The 17,191-nt window shown below is 69.6% G+C and carries 16 protein-coding genes and 1 riboswitch; of the genes, 4 read left to right on the top strand and 12 right to left on the bottom strand.

Translation table 11 applies throughout. The features are described 5' to 3' along the window. Positions 1-29 precede the first annotated feature (29 nt). Entirely contained in the window at positions 30-1,415 is a 1,386-nt protein-coding gene (locus BLV94_RS41705; RefSeq protein ID WP_012688082.1) for a class II 3-deoxy-7-phosphoheptulonate synthase, read from the bottom strand. A gap of 42 nt (positions 1,416-1,457) precedes the next feature. Next, the gene (locus BLV94_RS41700; RefSeq protein ID WP_012688083.1) at positions 1,458-1,949 is read right to left on the bottom strand and encodes a polyadenylate-specific 3'-exoribonuclease AS; all 492 of its coding nucleotides are present in this window, start codon (positions 1,947-1,949) and stop codon (positions 1,458-1,460) included. A gap of 67 nt (positions 1,950-2,016) precedes the next feature. On the opposite strand from BLV94_RS41700, the gene BLV94_RS41695 reads away from it, so the two are divergent. After that, positions 2,017-3,339, top strand: coding sequence for a glycosyltransferase 87 family protein (locus BLV94_RS41695; RefSeq protein WP_072945557.1), 1,323 nt, complete (start codon positions 2,017-2,019; stop codon positions 3,337-3,339). Between the two features lie 13 nt (positions 3,340-3,352). On the opposite strand, the gene BLV94_RS41690 is transcribed toward BLV94_RS41695, so the two are convergent. The 6 genes from BLV94_RS41690 to BLV94_RS41665 all read right to left on the bottom strand — a co-directional run bounded on the left by BLV94_RS41690 (position 3,353) and on the right by BLV94_RS41665 (position 7,915). After that, the gene (locus BLV94_RS41690; RefSeq protein WP_072945418.1) at positions 3,353-4,123 is read right to left on the bottom strand and encodes a lysophospholipid acyltransferase family protein; all 771 of its coding nucleotides are present in this window, start codon (positions 4,121-4,123) and stop codon (positions 3,353-3,355) included. 130 nt (positions 4,124-4,253) lie between these two features. Further along, entirely contained in the window at positions 4,254-5,267 is a 1,014-nt protein-coding gene (locus tag BLV94_RS41685) for an ROK family protein (RefSeq protein ID WP_072945420.1), read from the bottom strand. Between the two features lie 52 nt (positions 5,268-5,319). Next, positions 5,320-5,718, bottom strand: a complete 399-nt coding sequence (locus tag BLV94_RS41680) for a hypothetical protein (protein WP_072945423.1) — start codon at positions 5,716-5,718, stop codon at positions 5,320-5,322. Beyond that, a complete protein-coding gene (locus BLV94_RS41675) occupies positions 5,715-6,956 on the bottom strand; it encodes an ArsA family ATPase (protein ID WP_072945425.1) in 1,242 nt (413 codons plus the stop codon). The genes BLV94_RS41680 and BLV94_RS41675 overlap by 4 nt, the downstream gene beginning before the upstream one ends. Then, complete coding sequence (locus tag BLV94_RS41670; protein ID WP_072945427.1) at positions 6,953-7,390, bottom strand: SRPBCC family protein; 438 nt, start codon at positions 7,388-7,390, stop codon at positions 6,953-6,955. Before BLV94_RS41670 ends, BLV94_RS41675 begins: the two co-directional genes overlap by 4 nt. A gap of 150 nt (positions 7,391-7,540) precedes the next feature. Next, positions 7,541-7,915, bottom strand: coding sequence for a polyketide cyclase / dehydrase and lipid transport (locus tag BLV94_RS41665; protein WP_072945558.1), 375 nt, complete (start codon positions 7,913-7,915; stop codon positions 7,541-7,543). Positions 7,916-8,075: 160 nt separating this feature from the next. On the opposite strand from BLV94_RS41665, the gene BLV94_RS41660 reads away from it, so the two are divergent. Beyond that, entirely contained in the window at positions 8,076-9,887 is a 1,812-nt protein-coding gene (locus BLV94_RS41660; RefSeq protein WP_072945559.1) for an AMP-dependent synthetase/ligase, read from the top strand. A gap of 59 nt (positions 9,888-9,946) precedes the next feature. Here BLV94_RS41660 and BLV94_RS41655 read toward each other — a convergent pair whose 3' ends face one another. The 4 genes from BLV94_RS41655 to BLV94_RS41640 all read right to left on the bottom strand — a co-directional run bounded on the left by BLV94_RS41655 (position 9,947) and on the right by BLV94_RS41640 (position 14,514). After that, positions 9,947-11,074, bottom strand: a complete 1,128-nt coding sequence (locus BLV94_RS41655; RefSeq protein ID WP_072945560.1) for a glycosyltransferase family 4 protein — start codon at positions 11,072-11,074, stop codon at positions 9,947-9,949. Between the two features lie 43 nt (positions 11,075-11,117). After that, entirely contained in the window at positions 11,118-12,485 is a 1,368-nt protein-coding gene (locus BLV94_RS41650) for a peptidase MA family metallohydrolase (RefSeq protein ID WP_072945429.1), read from the bottom strand. A gap of 49 nt (positions 12,486-12,534) precedes the next feature. Then, complete coding sequence (locus BLV94_RS41645; protein WP_083395830.1) at positions 12,535-13,587, bottom strand: C40 family peptidase; 1,053 nt, start codon at positions 13,585-13,587, stop codon at positions 12,535-12,537. 381 nt (positions 13,588-13,968) lie between these two features. Next, on the bottom strand, positions 13,969-14,514 hold the full coding sequence (locus BLV94_RS41640) for an NlpC/P60 family protein (protein WP_072945434.1): 546 nt from the start codon (positions 14,512-14,514) through the stop codon (positions 13,969-13,971). A 14-nt stretch (positions 14,515-14,528) separates the two neighbouring features. Continuing rightward, positions 14,529-14,693: riboswitch (cyclic di-AMP (ydaO/yuaA leader) on the bottom strand. A gap of 457 nt (positions 14,694-15,150) precedes the next feature. Between BLV94_RS41640 and BLV94_RS41635 the strand changes: the two genes are divergently transcribed. Then, positions 15,151-16,917 (top strand): DEDD exonuclease domain-containing protein, encoded by a 1,767-nt coding sequence (locus BLV94_RS41635; protein ID WP_072945436.1) that lies wholly within the window; start codon positions 15,151-15,153, stop codon positions 16,915-16,917. Then, entirely contained in the window at positions 16,914-17,189 is a 276-nt protein-coding gene (locus BLV94_RS41630; RefSeq protein WP_005247708.1) for an Lrp/AsnC family transcriptional regulator, read from the top strand. The genes BLV94_RS41635 and BLV94_RS41630 overlap by 4 nt, the downstream gene beginning before the upstream one ends. The last annotated feature ends 2 nt before the right edge of the window (positions 17,190-17,191 follow it).

Raw genomic sequence — 17,191 nt, 5'->3', positions numbered from 1 at the left:
AGGGCAGTGAGGGTCTCCGATGCGGGCGGTCAGCCGCGCAGCATCTCCGCGACGAGGAACGCCAGTTCCAGCGACTGCTGGGTGTTGAGGCGGGGGTCGCACGCCGTCTCGTAGCGACCGGACAGGTCGAGGTCGGAGATGTCCTGCGCGCCGCCGAGGCATTCGGTGACGTTCTCACCGGTGAGTTCGACGTGGATTCCGCCGGGGTAGGTGCCGAGACCGTTGTGGACCTCGAAGAATCCCTGGACCTCGTCGACGATGCGGTCGAAGTGGCGGGTCTTGTAGCCGGTGGACGCCTCGTGCGTGTTGCCGTGCATCGGGTCGCACTGCCAGATCACCTGGTGACCGGTGGCCTGCACCTTCTCGATGATGGGCGGCAGCAGGTCGCGGACCTTGTTGTTGCCCATGCGCGAGATGAGGGTGAGCCGGCCCGGCTTGTTGGTGGGGTCGAGGCGTTCGACGTATTCGACCGCCATCTCCGGGGTGGTGCTCGGACCGATCTTCAGGCCGATCGGGTTCGACACGAGTTCGGCGAACGCGATGTGCGCTCCGTCGAGCTGACGGGTGCGGTCGCCGATCCACAGGAAGTGGGCGGACAGGTCGTACAGCTTGGCGTGGTCGTCGTCGTTGTCGAGGCGCAGCATCGCGCGCTCGTAGTCGAGGACGAGCGCCTCGTGGCTGGCGAAGATCTGCGCGTGGTGCAGGCTGGGATCGGTGACACCGCAGGCGTTCATGAACTGCAGCCCGCGGTCGATCTCCGCGGCGAGTGCCTCGTAGCGGGCCCCGGCCGGCGACGAGGACACGAATTCGCGGTTCCAGTCGTGCACCTTGTGCAGGTCGGCCATGCCCGCGCCGGTGAGCGCGCGGACCAGGTTCATCGCGGCGCTGGCGTTCGCGTACGCCCGCACGAGCCGCGACGGGTCGTGGGCGCGCACGGCCTCGTCCGCGACGAGGGAGTTGATCATGTCGCCGCGGTACGACTGCAGACCCAGGGCGTCGACGTTCGACGACCGCGGCTTCGCGTACTGACCGGCGATGCGCGCGACCTTGACGACGGGCAGGCTCGCTCCGTACGTCAGGACGACGGCCATCTGCAGCAGGGTGCGGATGTTGCCCTTGATGTGCGGCTCGGTGTTGTCCGCGAACGTCTCGGCGCAGTCACCGCCCTGAAGGAGGAACGCCTCGCCGCGCGCGACCTGGGCCAGCTTCTCCTGCAGGGCCACGACCTCGCTGGCCACCGTGATCGGGGGCACGCTCTCGAGGACGGTCCGCATCGCGGCGGCCTGACCTTCGGGCCATTGCGGCTGCTGGGCAGCGGGCTTGGCCAGCGCTGCGTCGAGGCGCTCACGCATCTCGGTGGGCAGCGGCGGGAGTTCGGGCAAGCGGTCGATCGGCACGTCGACAGTCCAGTTCACCCATACAGGATATTCGCTCGACCGGAGCGATGGCGAGTCAGGTCACCGGAGTGACCGTGCCGCCTGAACTGCCTCGAACTTCGCCAGGTTGTGCCGGGCGTCGGCGAGTGCGTCGTGAGCGTCGCCCGGTGCAGGTGGGAGCGCCGGGCTGCCGTGCTCCTCCCAGTACTGCCGGAGTTCGCGGGTGTACCGGGGCAGCGTCTGGGGCAGCTCCGTCATGTCACCCCACAGCTGGCAGAGCGCGACGTGGTCGTAGGCGGCCACCCACGCCCACAGTTCGGGGACGATGCCGGGCCGGGGAATCAGGAACGCGTAGAGGTCGTCGCGAATGCGGGCGCGGCTCTTCCAGAGGGGCGACGACGGCTGCGGCAGCTTGGGCAGCACGTTCCTGCGCACCCACTTGCCCGCACGGTCGGGATCGAACTCGGTGGACACCGCGTAGAATTCACGTCCGTCCTCTGCGACCACCCCGATCGACACCAGGTCGATCGTGCGACCATCCTCGATGAACTCGCAGTCGTAGAAGTAACGCACGCCCGCAAACTATGCCTCACCCGTCGGCGTCATCCGGATCCACCCCTACCTCGTGAAGGAGGCCTCGGTGAGAGCACGCTCCGACGGTCGACAGTCCGCCGCCCCTGTCGCGGACCCGCTCGACCGGCCGCGGGTGCCCGTGCACCTCCGGGCCGGCGGTCTCGTGATCCGCGTCCTCGTGCTCGCCGGGCTCGCCGTCGGATTCGCCTACAACCTGCTCGGACTGCCCGGTCTGCGGGACTTCGGCTTCTACTACCGGCTCGATCTCGACGTCTACCGCCTGGGCGGTTCGGTGTTCCTGCACGGCCCGACGCTGTACGGGTCGATGCCTGCCACCCAGATGGGCAACTTCCTGCCGTTCACGTACCCGCCGCTGGCCGCGGTCGTGTTCAGTCCGTTGTCGACGGTGTCGCTGGCGACGGCCGGGACCGTGGTGACGGTGTTGTCGCTGATCGCCCTGTTCGGCGTCCTCGTCGTCACACTCGACTCGCTGGGCATCGCACCTCGCCGCACTCTGGTGTGGACGGCGCTCGGCGCGCTCGCGGTGGCGATGGCCCTCGAACCCGTCTCGTCGACCCTGGACTACGGGCAGATCAACATTCTGCTGATGCTGCTGGTCGCGGCGGACTGCCTGCCGAAGAAGACGCCGTGGCCCCGCGGACTGCTGATCGGCCTCGCCGCGGCGGTGAAGCTGACACCGGCCGTGTTCATCCTGTATTTCCTGGTGCGCAAAGACTTTCGCTCCGCGGTCGTCACCGCGGTCAGTTTCCTTGCGTTCAGCGCGGTGGGCGCGATCGCGACGTGGAACGATTCCGTCACCTATTGGACGCAGACGCTCTTCGATTCCGATCGGATCGGCACACCGGCGTATCCCGCGAACCAGAGCATCACCGGCGTGCTGGCCCGGCTCGGTCTGAGCGACGGGATGCGCACCCCGATCTGGCTGCTGCTGAGCGTCGCGGTTCTCGCGCTGGTGATCGTCGCGATGGTGCGGGCGCTGCGGGCCGGTGAGACGGCGCTCGCGCTGGGACTCAACGCCGTCCTCGGGTTGCTCGTCTCCCCCGTGTCCTGGTCGCATCACTGGGTGTGGTCGGTGCCGGTCGTCCTCGTGCTCGGCGTCCTCGCCTACCGACGAAAGAGTGTCGCCCTGGCGGTCACGGCCGTGGTCGGCATCGTCGTCGTCAAGCTCGCCGCGCACTGGAAGCTCGGAGTGGGACGCTGGAGCGGAACCCACTGGAATCTGTGGGATCAGTTCCTGGCGTCGTCGTACGTGTGGTGGGGGCTCGCCGTGGTGCTGGTCGCGAGCGTCGCGTTCCGCACCCGGCCCACGCAGCCCGACGAGGACGATCGGTCGGAGAACTCCGACGATCTGACCGTCCCCGTCGGCTGAGAGGTCGCGGCGGTCAGCTCGCCCGGGTGTCCGGCAGTCGCGTGACGGTGCTCGCATCGTTCGCCGGTGCCACGCCGGCCACCGGAGCCGGTGCGGAACCGTCCGCGGCGGGGGCCTTCTTCTTCAGCGTGGCCGCGTAGATGTCGACGTATTCCTGACCCGACAGCTTCATCAGCTTGTACATGACTTCGTCGGTGACGGCCCGCTCGACGAACCGGTTGCCACCCATCCCCTCGAAACGCGAGAAGTCGATGGGCTCGCCGACGCGGATGGTGACCTTTGCGGGACGCCACACGCGGGAGCCGATCGGGTTGACCTTCTCCGTTCCGATCATCGCGACCGGGATGACCTTCACACCGGACTCGAGCGCCATGCGCGCCAGACCCGTCTTGCCCTTGTACAGCCGGCCGTCGGGCGACCGGGTGCCCTCGGGGTAGATGCCGAGCAGCTTGCCCTGCGAGAGGACGCGCAAGCCGGCGTTCAAAGCGTCCTGCGCGGCGTCGGCGCCCGTCCGGTCGATCGGCACCTGGCCGACCACCGAGAAGAACCAGCGCTGGAACGCGCCCTTGAGTCCCGTCCCGGTGAAATACTCGCTCTTGGCGAGAAAAGTGATCCTCCGCGGCACTCGCAGCGGCAGGAAGAACGAATCCAGCACGGCCTGATGGTTACTCGCCAGAATGGCACCGCCCTCCGCCGGAATGTTCTCCGTACCCTCCACGGTCGGTCTGCCCAACCCCCAGAGAACCGGCCCCAAAAACACGTACTTGAAGAGCCAGTACCACATGGCGTCCCTCCCGTTCACAACCCAAGCTTCGTTCGGCTCGACTCTACTTCGGGTGGGTGAGGGTCGCTACACACGGCCGGGAGGCCCGCACAACATCACACTCTGCGGGTTTACAGCGATCGGCCGGGCGTCAACCCACCCGATCGGGCAGGACCGCCCGCGCGAGTTCCGCCGCCCCGATCATGCCCGCCGCCTCCCCCAGCTGGGTCGGCCGGATCCGGGCCAGCGGCCGGTGCCCGGAGCCCGTCGTCAGCGCCGCATAGTGCTCGCGGGCCTCGTCGATGAACAACGCCGACGAACTCGCGACTCCGCCGGCGATCACGACGAGATCCGGGTCGTACACGTCACCGATGAGAGCCAGGCCGACCCCGAGCCACCGGGCGAAGTCCCGCATCGTCTCCAGCGCGAGCGGATCGCCGTCCTGTGCGGCGCCGGCGATCCTCCTGCCCGTGAGCACCCCGGGATCGACCGCCACCTCCCGCGCGAGGACGGTCGACGTCGCCGGATCCGCGGCAAGAAGTTCGATCGCGGTGTCGACGAGGGCCGTCCCGCTGCAGTACCGCTCCCAGCAGCCGTGTTTGCCGCACGCACACGGGCGACCGCCGGGAACGACCTGGATGTGCCCGAGTTCGGGTGCGACGCCGTGGCTGCCGCGGTACAGCCGGCCATCGGCGAGGAGCGCCGCGCCGATACCCGTGCCGATCGCGAGCATCACCACGTTCCGGCCGCCCGCCGCCGCACCGAACCGGTGCTCGGCCCACGCCGCCGCGTTCACGTCGTGCTCGAGGATCACCGGCAGACCGAGGCGCTGCCCCAGGTCCCGGCCGACGGGCGCCCCGACCCACGGCAGATGCGGCGCGAACCGCACCGTGGTGTGGTCGGGGGTGATGAACCCGGCGACCGCCAGCCCCACCGCGGCGACGTCGTGCCGCGCGGACAGTTCCCGCACCGCCCGGTCCAGGCCGTTCTCCAGGGCCTTCGCCGACGCCGGGGTCGGCGACTGGAGCGAGTCGAGCACCTCGCCGGCCGAGTCGACCACCGACGCACGGATGCTCGTTCCACCCACGTCGATGCCGATGGTCAGCGCCGAGCCGGGGGTGCGATCGCTGCCCGTGCCTGTGCTCATGAAGATGATTGTGCCCATGCCGGATCGCCGACGTGCACGAGTCCGCCGATCCGGCCGGTGGCGGGCACCGTCAGCGCTTGACGGTGACGGTGATCGGTTCGAACGCGGGGCCGCCGTCCGGTTCGGGCGTTCCGCCGCCGTCGCCCGGACCCGGTTCCGGCGCGCCGGGGCCCGAGGGATCGTGATCGGTGTGCTCGTCGAGGATCTGCCGCAGCACGGCGATCAGCACGGACGCCTGACCGGCGAGCAGGGTCACGAGGTCGTGCTGCTCGCCGCGGATCAGGGCCGCGAGCGCGCACACCGGGCACCACGTGCATCCCGACCACTGACCGGTGCCGGCGGCCGTTCCCGCAGCGTCCGCCGCGGCGTGCGGCGCCGCCGCGCGCTGGAGGATCGGCTCGAGACGGTCCAGGGCGGTCTCGGCCAGCGCCCGCAGCTCCGCCAGCAGCTGCGCGTGGTCGTCGTTCATACCGGCCACACCTGTGGGTCGGGCGTGAAGCGCACGACCAGATCGCTTCCGTCGAGTTCTGCGCCCGCGACGACGCACCGGCGCAGGACCGAGGCGAGGCGCACCCGGCGGCGCACCCCTTCCGCTCCCACGACCAAGTCGTCCTCCACTCGACCCAACGTCAGGGTCGACGGGTTCACGAGCGGCAGATACATCCGCATCGTGTACACAGAATCCACACCGGCCCCCGATTCCAGCCCCACCCGCACCGCAGGCGGGTTCTTCCCCAACACCGCAACCGCGTCCGTGTCGTCGGCATACAACTCCCTGGCGATACCGCCGAGATCGGCCCACCCTACCGGCTCCGTCACCGACCGGGTGACCGAGAGGATCACCGTGGTGCCCGCGGAGGCGGTGAGCTCGTCGAGCACCCGCTGCTGCAGGGCACGCCGCCTGATCAACCATGCCACACCGGGATCGTCATGTCCTGCCGGCGAATCGAAGTGCGGCAGAAGATTGTTCACGAGGATCGCGTCGATGCGCAGACCGGACAGCGCGGCCACCGCGACGGTGCGCCGGGTCTCCGTCAGCACCACCCGCTCCGGTGTCGTCACCAGTCGCACAGTGGTTTTCGCGCGGTTCGCGAGCAACTCCCGGACCTCGCCGACCGCGGACACGACCTGTTCGATCAGCGACACCAGCATGACGAGGCGGGGGTCCGAACCCAGCAGCGCGGCGATCCGGCGGTGCTGCGGCCACACCCGTTCGAGGTAGTCCAGAGTCATCGCGGGCGCGGCGAGCGTCCGGAGGCAATCCGCGGTGGGCGGGCAGTCGACCACGACGGCGTCGTAGTCACCCTCGGTGGCGAACCGGACGATCTCGCCCAGCCCGAGCACGTCCTGCACGCCGGGAAGCCCGGTCAGCTCCTCCGGTTCGAGCGCGGACAACTGAGCGCCGTGGTCGTGCGTCCCTGCGGCCGCGAGAACCGCTGCCAGGCTGCGGAATCTGTTCTCGAGCAACGTGAGGGTGTCGAGTTCGAGGACGTCGAGGGTGTCGGTCACGGACACGACGTCGCGGGCGGTGGCGATCCCGACCACGTCGGCGAGGGAATGCGCCTGGTCGAGCGAGACGAGGAGCGTCCGGTTCCCGGACTCGGCCGCCGCCTGTGCCGTCGCGGCCGCGAGCGTCGTCTTACCGACGCCCCCCTTCCCCACGAAGAACTGGACCCGCGCAGGTCCGGCACGGCCCTCGCTGCTCAGCCTTCCACCCGCTTCTTGAGTTCCTTGAGCGCGGTGTCGGTGATCGCCTTCTCCGCCTTGCGCTTGAACAGGCCGATCATCGGAATGGTGAGGTCGACGGTGAGCTCGTACGTGACGGTGGTGCCGCCGTCCGGCTCGTCCTCGAGGACGTACGAACCGAACTGCGACTTCTGGATCTCACCGGACTCGAGTTCCCAGCTGACCGACTTGCCGTCGGGCGCCCAGTCGTAACGGAGGACGTACGTGTCCTTGACCATGCCCGCGTCGAGCACGAACCGCACCCGGTCGGCGCGGCCGTTCTTTCCGGGTTCCATGACCTCGACGGACTTCGCGGCTGCCACCCACGCGGGGTACGCGTCGAAGTCGGCGATCACATCCATCACCCGGGCGGGCGGCGCCTCGATACTGATCGACCTCTTGGTCCTCTCGGGCATGGAGTGAACGCTTCCTTTCGCCTGGCCGACCCGTCGTCGATCCGGGGCCACGCCGTTACCGGTTCCGTATGTCTGTGTGGTGCCCGACTATCACACACGATTCCGGCGCCCGGACACAATGCCGACCCCGCCGCGACAGCCGGAACGGGCTCAGGACGGCGGTTCTCCCGCTGCGCGACCGGCCTCGAGTTCCTTCTTCACCTCGAAAGACATCACCTTGCCCTCGACCCGCCTGCGACGGTTCAGGGCGGCCAGATCCGGGGCGGGCTCGCTGCGCGCCGGTTCGGCGTGGAGGAAGTAGTGCACGATCGCTCCGTCCAGCACCGGCTCGAGCCACACTTCCATCGTCCCGGTGAGAGGTCCGGCCACGGTCCAGCGGATGCCCTTCTCGGCGCGGTCCTCGCGGACGGCGAGGGTGAGGTCGGGCCACCACCGGCGCCAGCGGGCAGGCGGGGCGATCGCCGCCGCGACCTGCTGCGGTGGGGCCGCGATGAACGTCTGGTCTGCGACCTGAATGCTGCTCACGGCGACAAGCTTCACATATTGCCCTCGGCGCGGTTCCGCGGTGCCCCGCGAGCAGGCCTCTGACCACCCGTGTTCGGCCAGGAGGCGGAGCCTGCGGGGGAAGGTCTAAAGTTGGCGAAGACAATCCTACTCGCCAGTATTTTCAGTGTCGGAGGTTTTCGTGCCCGAGTTCAGCGCGCCACAGTCGTTCACGATCGCGGAGGACGCGTCCGCGGTCGACTCGGTGTTCGCCCATGCCGCGGCCGCCCCGACGCTGGTCGTGTACAAGCGCAAGATCGACGGACGGTGGACCGACGTCACGGCCGCCGAGTTCGCCGCGCAGGTCACCGCGGTCGCCAAGGGACTCATCGCCATCGGCGTCCAGCAGGGCGACCGGGTGGCCCTGATGTCGGCCACCCGGTACGAGTGGCCGCTGGTCGACTTCGCGATCTGGGCGGCAGGCGGTGTCACCGTCCCGATCTACGAGACGTCCTCCGCCGAGCAGGTCCGCTGGATTCTCGAGGACTCCGCCGCGATCGACCTCGTCGTCGAGAACGAGGCACACGCCGCCACGGTCAAGGCCGTGGCCGCCGAGGCCACCGCGCTCCGCGGCGTCTACCGGATCGAGGCGTCGGAAAGCGACCGCGGCGTCGTCGAGGAACTGACCGAACGCGGCGCCGACGTTCCCGACTCCGAGGTCCGGGCCCGCGTCGCCGCACTGAAGTCCAGTGATCCGGCCACCCTCATCTACACGTCCGGCACCACGGGCAGGCCCAAGGGCTGCCAGCTCACCCACGCCAACCTCATCGCCGAGTCGAAGGGCATCCTCGATTCCAGCCTCGGCACCCTGCTGAAGACGCCCGGTGTCAGCACCCTCATGTTCCTGCCGATGGCGCACGTCCTGGCGCGCGCGGTCAGCATCGCGTCGTTCGACGCCGGGGCCGCACTCGGGCACACCAGCGACATCCCGAACCTCGTCCCGACGTTCGGCGAGTTCCGTCCCGACTTCATCCTGTCCGTGCCGCGGGTGTTCGAGAAGGTGTACAACAGCGCCCGCGCCAAGGCCCACGGCGAGGGCAAGGGCAAGATCTTCGACGCCGCCGCCGAGACGGCCATCGCGTGGAGCGAGGCCCAGGACAACGGCGGCCCGGGACAGGTCCTCAAGGTCAAGCACACGCTGTTCGACAAGCTGGTGTTCTCGAAGCTGCGGGCCGCGCTCGGCGGCAGGTGCCAGCTGGCGATCTCCGGCGGCGCCCCGCTCGGTGCCCGCCTCGGCCACTTCTTCCGCGGCATCGGCATCACCATCTACGAGGGCTACGGCCTCACCGAGACGTCCGCGGCATTCGCCGTGAACACGATCGGCGAGCAGAAGGTCGGGTCGGTCGGCAAGCCCCTCGCAGGCAATTCCGTTCGCATCGCCGACGACGGCGAGATCCTGCTGTCGGGGCCGGTCGTCTTCGGCGGCTACTGGCGCAACGAGAGCGCAACCGCCGACGCGATCGAGAACGGCTGGTTCCACACCGGCGACCTCGGATCGGTCGACGCGGACGGCTACATCACCATCACCGGACGCAAGAAGGAGATCATCGTCACAGCGGGCGGCAAGAACGTCTCCCCCGCCCAGCTCGAGGATCACCTGCGTGCCCACCCGCTGATCAGCCAGGCCATCATCGTCGGCGACCAGCAGCCGTTCATCGGCGCGCTCATCACCATCGACGCCGATGCACTGCCGGCGTGGAACGAGCGCAACGGCAAGCCCGCGGGCACGACGGTCGCCGATCTGCTCGCCGACGCCGACCTCACGGCCGAGATCGACGAGGCCGTCGCGGAAGCGAACAAGCTCGTGTCGCACGCGGAGGCCATCAAGAAGTTCCGGGTCCTGCCCGTGGACTTCACGGAGGAGACCGGCGAGCTCACGCCGACGATGAAGCTCAAGCGCAACGTGGTGCACGACAGCTTCGCCGACGACATCGCCGCCCTCTACGCCAAATAGTGCCTGCGGCCCGTGAGTACTTGTTAACCGCCCGCGGTTAACAAGTACTCACGGGGCGGTCACGCCAGAAGGGACTGCAGCTTCGCGGCGAGCACGTCCCATCGCCACTGCGCCTTGACCCAGCCCCGGCCGGCGGCGCCCATCGCCGCCGCCCGGTCGCGATCCGACAGCACCGCGATCACCGATCGCGCCACCTCGGCCACCGACGTGCCGTCCACGACCATCCCGGTTTCGTTCTGCCGCACCGTTTCCGGGGCGCCGCCGGACTGTCCGGCGATGACCGGGACACCGGAGGCCGACGCCTCCAGGAACACGATACCGAGGCCCTCGACGTCGAGTCCCGCACCCCGCGTGCGGCAGGGCATCGCGAACACGTCGGCGATCGTGTGGTGCGCCGCCAACTCCGCGGACGGCACCGTTCCCGTGAACACGACGTGGTCCTCGACGCCCGCCGAGCGGGCGAGGGAGCGCAGGCGGTCCTCGTAGGGTCCGCCGCCGACGATCACGAGGACGGCGCCGTCGATGTGTTCGCGGACGGTCGGGAGCGCCCTGATGAGGATGTCCTGGCCCTTGCGCGGCACGAGCCGGGACAGGCACAGGATCGTCGGCCGGTCGCCCAGCCCGTATCGGGCCCGCAGTTCGGACCGCGCCCCGCTGTCCGGGGTGAACAGGTCGGTGTCGACTCCGGGCGGCAGGTGCTCGAGTGCCGCACCGGCGCCGAATGCGGACGCGAATCGGCCACGGGTATAGCGGCTGACGTACGTGACGACGTCGGTGCCGTCGCCGATCCGGCCGAGGGCCTGGCGGGCGGCGGGGAGCATCGACCAGCCGACCTCGTGTCCGTGGGTACTCGCGACCACCCGTTCCGCTCCGGCGCGGCGCAGCGTCGAACTCAGCAGTGCGAGCGGGGCCGCTGCGCCGAACCAGACGCCGGTGCAGTCGTGTTCGGCGAGCAACCTGGTGGCGCGGCGCGCGACGAACGGTGTCGGCACCATCAGGGTGGTGGGGTGACGGACGACCTGAAACGGTTGCCGCGCATCGAACTTGATGTGCGAGTCACCGCGCCAGCGCGGGGCGTAGACGACAAGGTCGTCGGCGGGCAGGTGCTTGGCGAAGGTGTGCAGGTACGACTGAATTCCACCGGGTCGCGGCGGAAAATCGTTCGTCACCAACAGGGTTCGGCGCATGTGATCACCGTAGGCGGTCGACCGCGCGGACACCGACGCAGGGTCACCCCAGGTGAGCGCCCACCCAGTCGGTCCAGCGGTCCCGGAACTGCTCGGCGTCGACGCCGAGGACGTCGGACAGTCGTGCGTCGACCGTGTCCGGATCGGCCTCCCCCACGGCCAGTGTCCGGTACAGCTCCGTCAGCTTCGTTTCGCCGTATTGCTCCGCGACGAAGGCGTTGATCGACCACGCGGTCTCGTAGGCGACCGAGCCGCGTTCGCCGGATTCGGAGAAGTCGGTGTTCTCGGGGAATCCGGTCGGCGGGCCCTCGGCGCCCACCTGCGCGGTCAGGGCCGGCGCGATCTGCCGTGCGGCCTCACCGGTGCCCCGGTAGGCGGCGTACTCGGCGTAGCCCTCCAGCACCCACATCGGTGAGCGGTCCACCGTCTCGGCGCGCGCCGCCACGTGGGTGAGTTCGTGTCGCAGGATCGCCCGCCGGGTGACCTCGGTGAGCCGTTCCGCCGACGAGGGGCTGAACACGATCCGCTGCCCGGTGACCGCGTCGGCGTCGGAGTCGACGGCGTCCGAGATGGCGACCGCGGCGATGCCACGGCCGTCGTGATCGGAACCGACGAGGGCGGTGAACTCGTCCTGCGATCCGGCGACCCACACGAGTGCGCGGCCCGCCCAGTCCGAACCCCACAGCTGGGTGGCGTTGACGACGGCGGCGGGGAGTTCCTCCGCCAGCCGGTCCACCATCGCGGCGTTCTCGGGATGTCCGAGCACCACCGACGTCCGGCCGTCGCCGGTGTCGACGCGGCGCGATACGACCGTTCCGAAGTCCCACGGGCCGCGCCACGTCCGCCGCTCGCCGTTCACGGTGGCACTGTCGCTCACGAGGGCCCAGCTGTCACCACGCCGGGCCACGACGAGCGCGATCGGTTTGCGGGTGGGGCTCTCGTCCGCCCCCGCGATCGCGTAGCGGAGTTGCACGGCCGGCGCCCACACCTCGTCGGCCCCGAGCGCGTCGACGAGACTCGACGGCACCGCCGCCTCGGGACTCTCGGTGATCTCGTAACCCCAGTCCGAGAATTCCACCCCGGCAACGTTGCTCGCGCGGCGCGTCTCGGCGGCCAGGAAGCCCGGCGACGCCGCCCGATCCATCAGACCCGACAGCCGGGCCGTGTCGTTCGTCCGCACGGCCGACGCCCACGTGTCGAGGAGCAACTGGACGGCCGCTGCCCGCGACTCCGTGTCGGCCTGCGCGGTGCCGACCGCCCCGTCGGCGCCCCGCTCGTCGTGAGAGAACCCGGTCAGCGCGAGTACGACGACGACGGCGAGGACCAGTCCGGCCAGCGCGGCGAGCTCCCACGGGCGCGCCTGACGGCGTGAGGTCGGATCCGTTGCGGAAGACGGGTCTGATGCGGGCACGCCGGTGAGTGTATGAGCACGCCTGCGCGCCGTCGCCGGACGGTCGCCGTCAGTAGCGGCGCGCCCCGTAGAAGGGGAACTTCGCCATCGACTCGATCTTCACCGGCACACCGAACGTCGAGGCGTGGAGAATGTTGCCGTTTCCTGCGTACAGGCCGACGTGGGACGCGTCGTTGTAGAAGAGGACGACGTCGCCGGGCTGGAGTTCGTCGCGGGACACCGGGGTGCCACCGCTGGCCTGAGCCTGACTGGACCGCGGGAGCGTCTTGCCGATCTGCTTGTACGCCCAGACGACGAGCCCGGAGCAGTCGAACTGGTCGGGCCCGGTGGCGCCCCACACGTACGGGTCGCCGATGCGGGTCATGCCTGCCTGCAGTGCGCTCGTGCCCGAGCCGGGGGTGAGGTGCGCGAGGATCGTGTCGGGGTCGAAGCCGGGCGGGAAGGGCGTCCCCGCCAGCTGGTCGCGTTCGGCGCCGGTGAGATCTCCGAACGCCTTGATCACGTCGGCGATCTGCGCCTGCAGGTCGCTCTGCTTGCGCTGCAGGTCGTCGCTGACCACCTTGGCCTGCTCGGTGGCCGCCCGCGCGGAATCCGCGGACTGCTTCGACGCCTCGGCCGCCTTGGTGGCGTCCGACGTGGCCGATTGGAATTGCGCGACCTGATTGCGGGTGTCGTTGGAGATGGCGTCCAGAGCGGACATCTGGTCGAGGAGTTGCTGCGGTGAGTCGCTCACCATCACGGCGAACAGGCGATTGGTCCGGGCGCCCTGGTAGTTGGCAGTGGCGAGTTTGTTCACCACGGGCTGGAAGACGGCGACGCGGGCGTTGGCCTCGTCGAGCACACCTTGGTCGGCCGCGAGCCGGGCGTCCGCATCGCGTTGGGCCGACTGCTTGGCCTCGAGATCGATCTGCGCGTTGTGGAGGGCCTCCGACGTCTGCTCGGACTGCCGGGACAGGTCACCGAGCTTCGTCAGCGTCTCGGTCGGGTTGGTGGTGACCGGGTCCGCACCCGCCGGGATCGAGGGCAGCGACACGAGTGCCACCGACAGCGCTCCGGCTGCCAGCACGCTGCCCAGGGAGCGCTTCATCTTGTGTGAGGCCACGGAAATGCGGTTCTCCGATCGTCGATCTCCACCCGCCGGGTCGGTTGTCCGATGCGCGGCTCAGGAATTTCCCCGGCCGATGCGACCGCGGAATGCCGAAGAGGTGGTGACCCCGCGTTGCCGCCCGGTTGGCGCGGCAAGACTTCGCAAGGTCTCGGTTAGGTTACGGAATGACATACGTGTGTGTCCACCCATGTCACGACGGGGGTGGCGGGGACCACCGGGCGGGTGAACGACACGCTGTCTGCCTGGGGCGCAACGACATCGAGGGTGGGTTCGAATCGTGATTCGAACCCACCCTCGGTGGTCGTGCGAGATCCTACGAAGCTACCCCGTGCATCCCCGCCCTCGACTCGGTGGATGCCTCGCCTCGCGCGTGGATCAGTAGCGGCGTGCCCCGTCGAAAGGCATGGACGCGATGGGCGCCAACTTGACGGGCTGCCCCTCGGTGGAGGCGTGGATCACGTTGCCGTTGCCGGCGTAGATGCCCGAGTGCGAGCCGCCGTAGAAGGAGATCACGTCGCCGGGGCGGAGATCGGACTGCGACACCGGGGTACCGGCGGCCGCCTGCGCGTAGCTGGTGCGCGGCAGGTTCAGTCCGGCCTGCCTGAACGCCCACTGCACCAGGCCGGAGCAGTCGAACGAGTTGGGACCTGCGGCGCCGTAGACGTACGGCGAGCCGAGCTTCGTCTGAGCGGCCTGAACGGCCTTGTCACCTGCGGTGCTGCCCGGCGCGGGGGGCGCGGGCAGGTTCGGGACACCGGGGATCTGCGGGATGACGACACCCGGGATCTCGAAGGTTCCGACACCGGGAATGGTGATGGGGTCTGCGGCCGCGGGGGCCGCGGTAGCGGTGAGCGCTCCGACTGCGAGCGCGCCGGCGACGACTGCCCGTCGCACATTCCGCTTGGAAACTTGTGACGCCACGAAAGGGGTACTCCGTTTCTTCCATTCATCCGCCGACCGAGTTAGCTGACGGGTTCGGGCTGGGAAGATCAGCCCTACCCACCGGTGCGTGAGGACGTCCCGGCGGGATTCACCCCAGTAGAAACTTGGGTTCCCGGTACGACCGCTCTCGCGAGTGGCCGATTAGGCGGTGACTAGCGATGCTGCCCCGGTGTTGAGGCTGCGAGACTCCGCTAGGTCTCAGGAAGGTTACGAAATGGAATACCCCGGTGTCGACCGGAACACGCGGAAAGTGTCCGTTTGCACCGTTTCGAGGCATGCGGGCGCGCGATACCCACATTCGGTAACGACTCGATAACAAGCGGTATGTTTCCGTTCGCTTTTCGACAGCGGGAGTGGACATTTCACGTAGCCCCTCGACCCTCCGGGCGTGTCGGGCTCCGCGTTCCCGCTGTTCAACGGGGGTGGCGCGGACGCTGCCCGACAACCGCACCGGACCCGCCGCCCTCGGCCCCCGCACCCCCGGAACCCCCGTTCTGGGTCGCGCGCCCGACCGTCGCTCCACCCGCCGCCGCAGCCCGCACACGGGCAGTGTGATCCTCGTCTCTCCAGGCCTCCCGGGCGGGTCTGTCGGTGCCCGTCCATACGCTCTCAGCCGTGAGTGTCCCCGGCGTACCCGAACAGTTGAGATTCGACGAGCTCGACACCCCGCTGCGGGACACCACGTTCGTGGTGGTCGACCTCGAGACCACCGGAGCGCGGCCGGGCGAGGACGCCATCACCGAGATCGGCGCCGTGAAGATCCGCGGCGGCGAGGTGATCGCCGAGATGGCCACCCTCGTCGACCCGGGACGGTCCATCCCGCCGCACATCGTCGAGATCACGGGCATCACGACCGCGATGGTGATCGACGCACCCCGCATCGAGCGCGTGCTGCCCGCGTTCCTCGAGTTCGCACGCGGAGCGGTGCTCGTCGCCCACAACGCCCCCTTCGACACCGGGTTCCTCAAGGCCGCCGCCGCGGCCACCGACACCCCCTGGCCCAAGTTCACCGTGCTCTGCACGGTCAAACTGGCCCGGCGGGTCCTCACCCGCGACGAGGCGCCGTCCGTGAAGCTGTCGTCGCTGGCCCGGCTGTTCGACGTCGGGACCACCCCGACCCACCGGGCCCTCGACGACGCCCGCGCCACCGTCGACGTCCTGCACGCCCTCATCGCCCGGGTCGGCAACCAGGGAGTGCACAGTCTCACCGAGCTCGTCGACTACCTTCCCGACGTCTCTTCGCACCAGCGGGCCAAACGCACGCTCGCCAGTCATCTCCCCCGTTCGCCCGGCGTCTACCTGTTCCGGGGGCCGTCCGACGAGGTCCTCTACGTCGGCACGGCGACGGATCTGCGCCGCCGGGTGCGCAATTACTTCACCGGCTCGGAGACGCGCGGCCGGATGAAGGAGATGGTCGCGCTGACCACCCGGATCGACCACGTCGAATGCGCGCACGCTCTCGAGGCGGGTGTGCGCGAGCTCCGGCTGCTCGCCGCCCACACGCCGCCGTACAACCGGCGATCCAAGTACCCGAAACGCGGCTGGTGGATCACGCTCACCGCGGAGGCCTTCCCCCGGCTGTCGGTCGTGCGGACCCCGGCAGCCGATTCGCTAGGTCCGTTCCGGTCCCGCTCGACCGCCGCCGACGTCGCCGACGTCCTCGCCGAGTACTGCATTCTCCGCACCTGCACGAGCCGGATCCCGAAGGGACGGGCGCACGGTGCGCAGTGCCCGCCCCGCGAACTCGGGCGCTGCCCCGCGTCCGTCCACGACCGCGACACGGAGGACGCCTACCGTCCCGGTCCGGAGCTCTTCCGGCTCTTCCTGCGCGGCGCCGACGACACGCCGCTGCACCGGATGCGCGCACGGGTGGAGGAACTGGCCGCGGGCGAGTTGTTCGAGAACGCCGCACGGCTGCGGGATCGCACCGCGGAGGTCGTCCTCGCGCTGCGCCGAATGCAGCGCCTGGCGTCGCTCACCGCCCTCGATCAGCTCGTGGCCGCTCGCCCCGCCGCGACCGGCGGCTGGGAGTTCGCGGTGATCCGTTCCGGGCGCCTCGCGTCCGCGGGCTGCGCCCGGCGGGGAATCCACCCGATGCCGGTGGTCGACGCGCTCGTCCTCACCGCAGAAACCGTCGTTCCCGACACGACTCCGCTTCGCGGCGCGTCCCCCGAGGAGGCCGGACTGCTCGCGCGCTGGCTCGACCAGGACGACACCCGCATCGTCAGCGCGTCCTCGGGGTGGTGTGAGCCCGCACGGGGCGCCGGATCCTGGTCCGACTGGTGCGCGCTCGCCCGCGCCGGCAGCGCGTCGACACGGGACGCCGAGACCCGACCACCCGCACCGGGTTCCGCCGGCCACCGCTTAGGCTGGCGATCATGATCAACGCCATCGTCCTGATCCACGCCGAAGCCCACCGCATCCCGGAGACCGCTCAGGCCGTCGCCGACATCGAGGGCGTCGACAAGGTCTACTCCTGCGCGGGCGACGTCGACCTCATCGCGATCGTGCGGGTCCGGGACCACGCGAAGATCGCGGAGGTCGTCACCGAGGGAATCAACAAGGTGGACGGCGTCTCGCGGACGGCGACGCACATCGCGTTCCAGTCCTACTCCAGCGCAGACGTGGAAGCGGGCTTCTCGATCGGCGAATAGGT

It is taken from the genome of Rhodococcus koreensis (assembly GCF_900105905.1).
Lineage (GTDB): Bacteria > Actinomycetota > Actinomycetes > Mycobacteriales > Mycobacteriaceae > Rhodococcus_F > Rhodococcus_F koreensis.
Note: the sequence above shows the minus strand (reverse complement) of the source record. Positions and strands in the feature narration are given on the sequence as shown.

Coding starts and splice junctions, on each gene's coding strand:
- BLV94_RS41680 (WP_072945423.1), bottom strand. CDS start 5,718: ATGAACGACGACCACGCGCAGCTGCTGGCGGAGCTGCGGGCGCTGGCC.
- BLV94_RS41670 (WP_072945427.1), bottom strand. CDS start 7,390: ATGCCCGAGAGGACCAAGAGGTCGATCAGTATCGAGGCGCCGCCCGCC.
- BLV94_RS41630 (WP_005247708.1), top strand. CDS start 16,914: ATGATCAACGCCATCGTCCTGATCCACGCCGAAGCCCACCGCATCCCG.
- BLV94_RS41655 (WP_072945560.1), bottom strand. CDS start 11,074: ATGCGCCGAACCCTGTTGGTGACGAACGATTTTCCGCCGCGACCCGGT.
- BLV94_RS41685 (WP_072945420.1), bottom strand. CDS start 5,267: ATGGGCACAATCATCTTCATGAGCACAGGCACGGGCAGCGATCGCACC.
- BLV94_RS41690 (WP_072945418.1), bottom strand. CDS start 4,123: ATGTGGTACTGGCTCTTCAAGTACGTGTTTTTGGGGCCGGTTCTCTGG.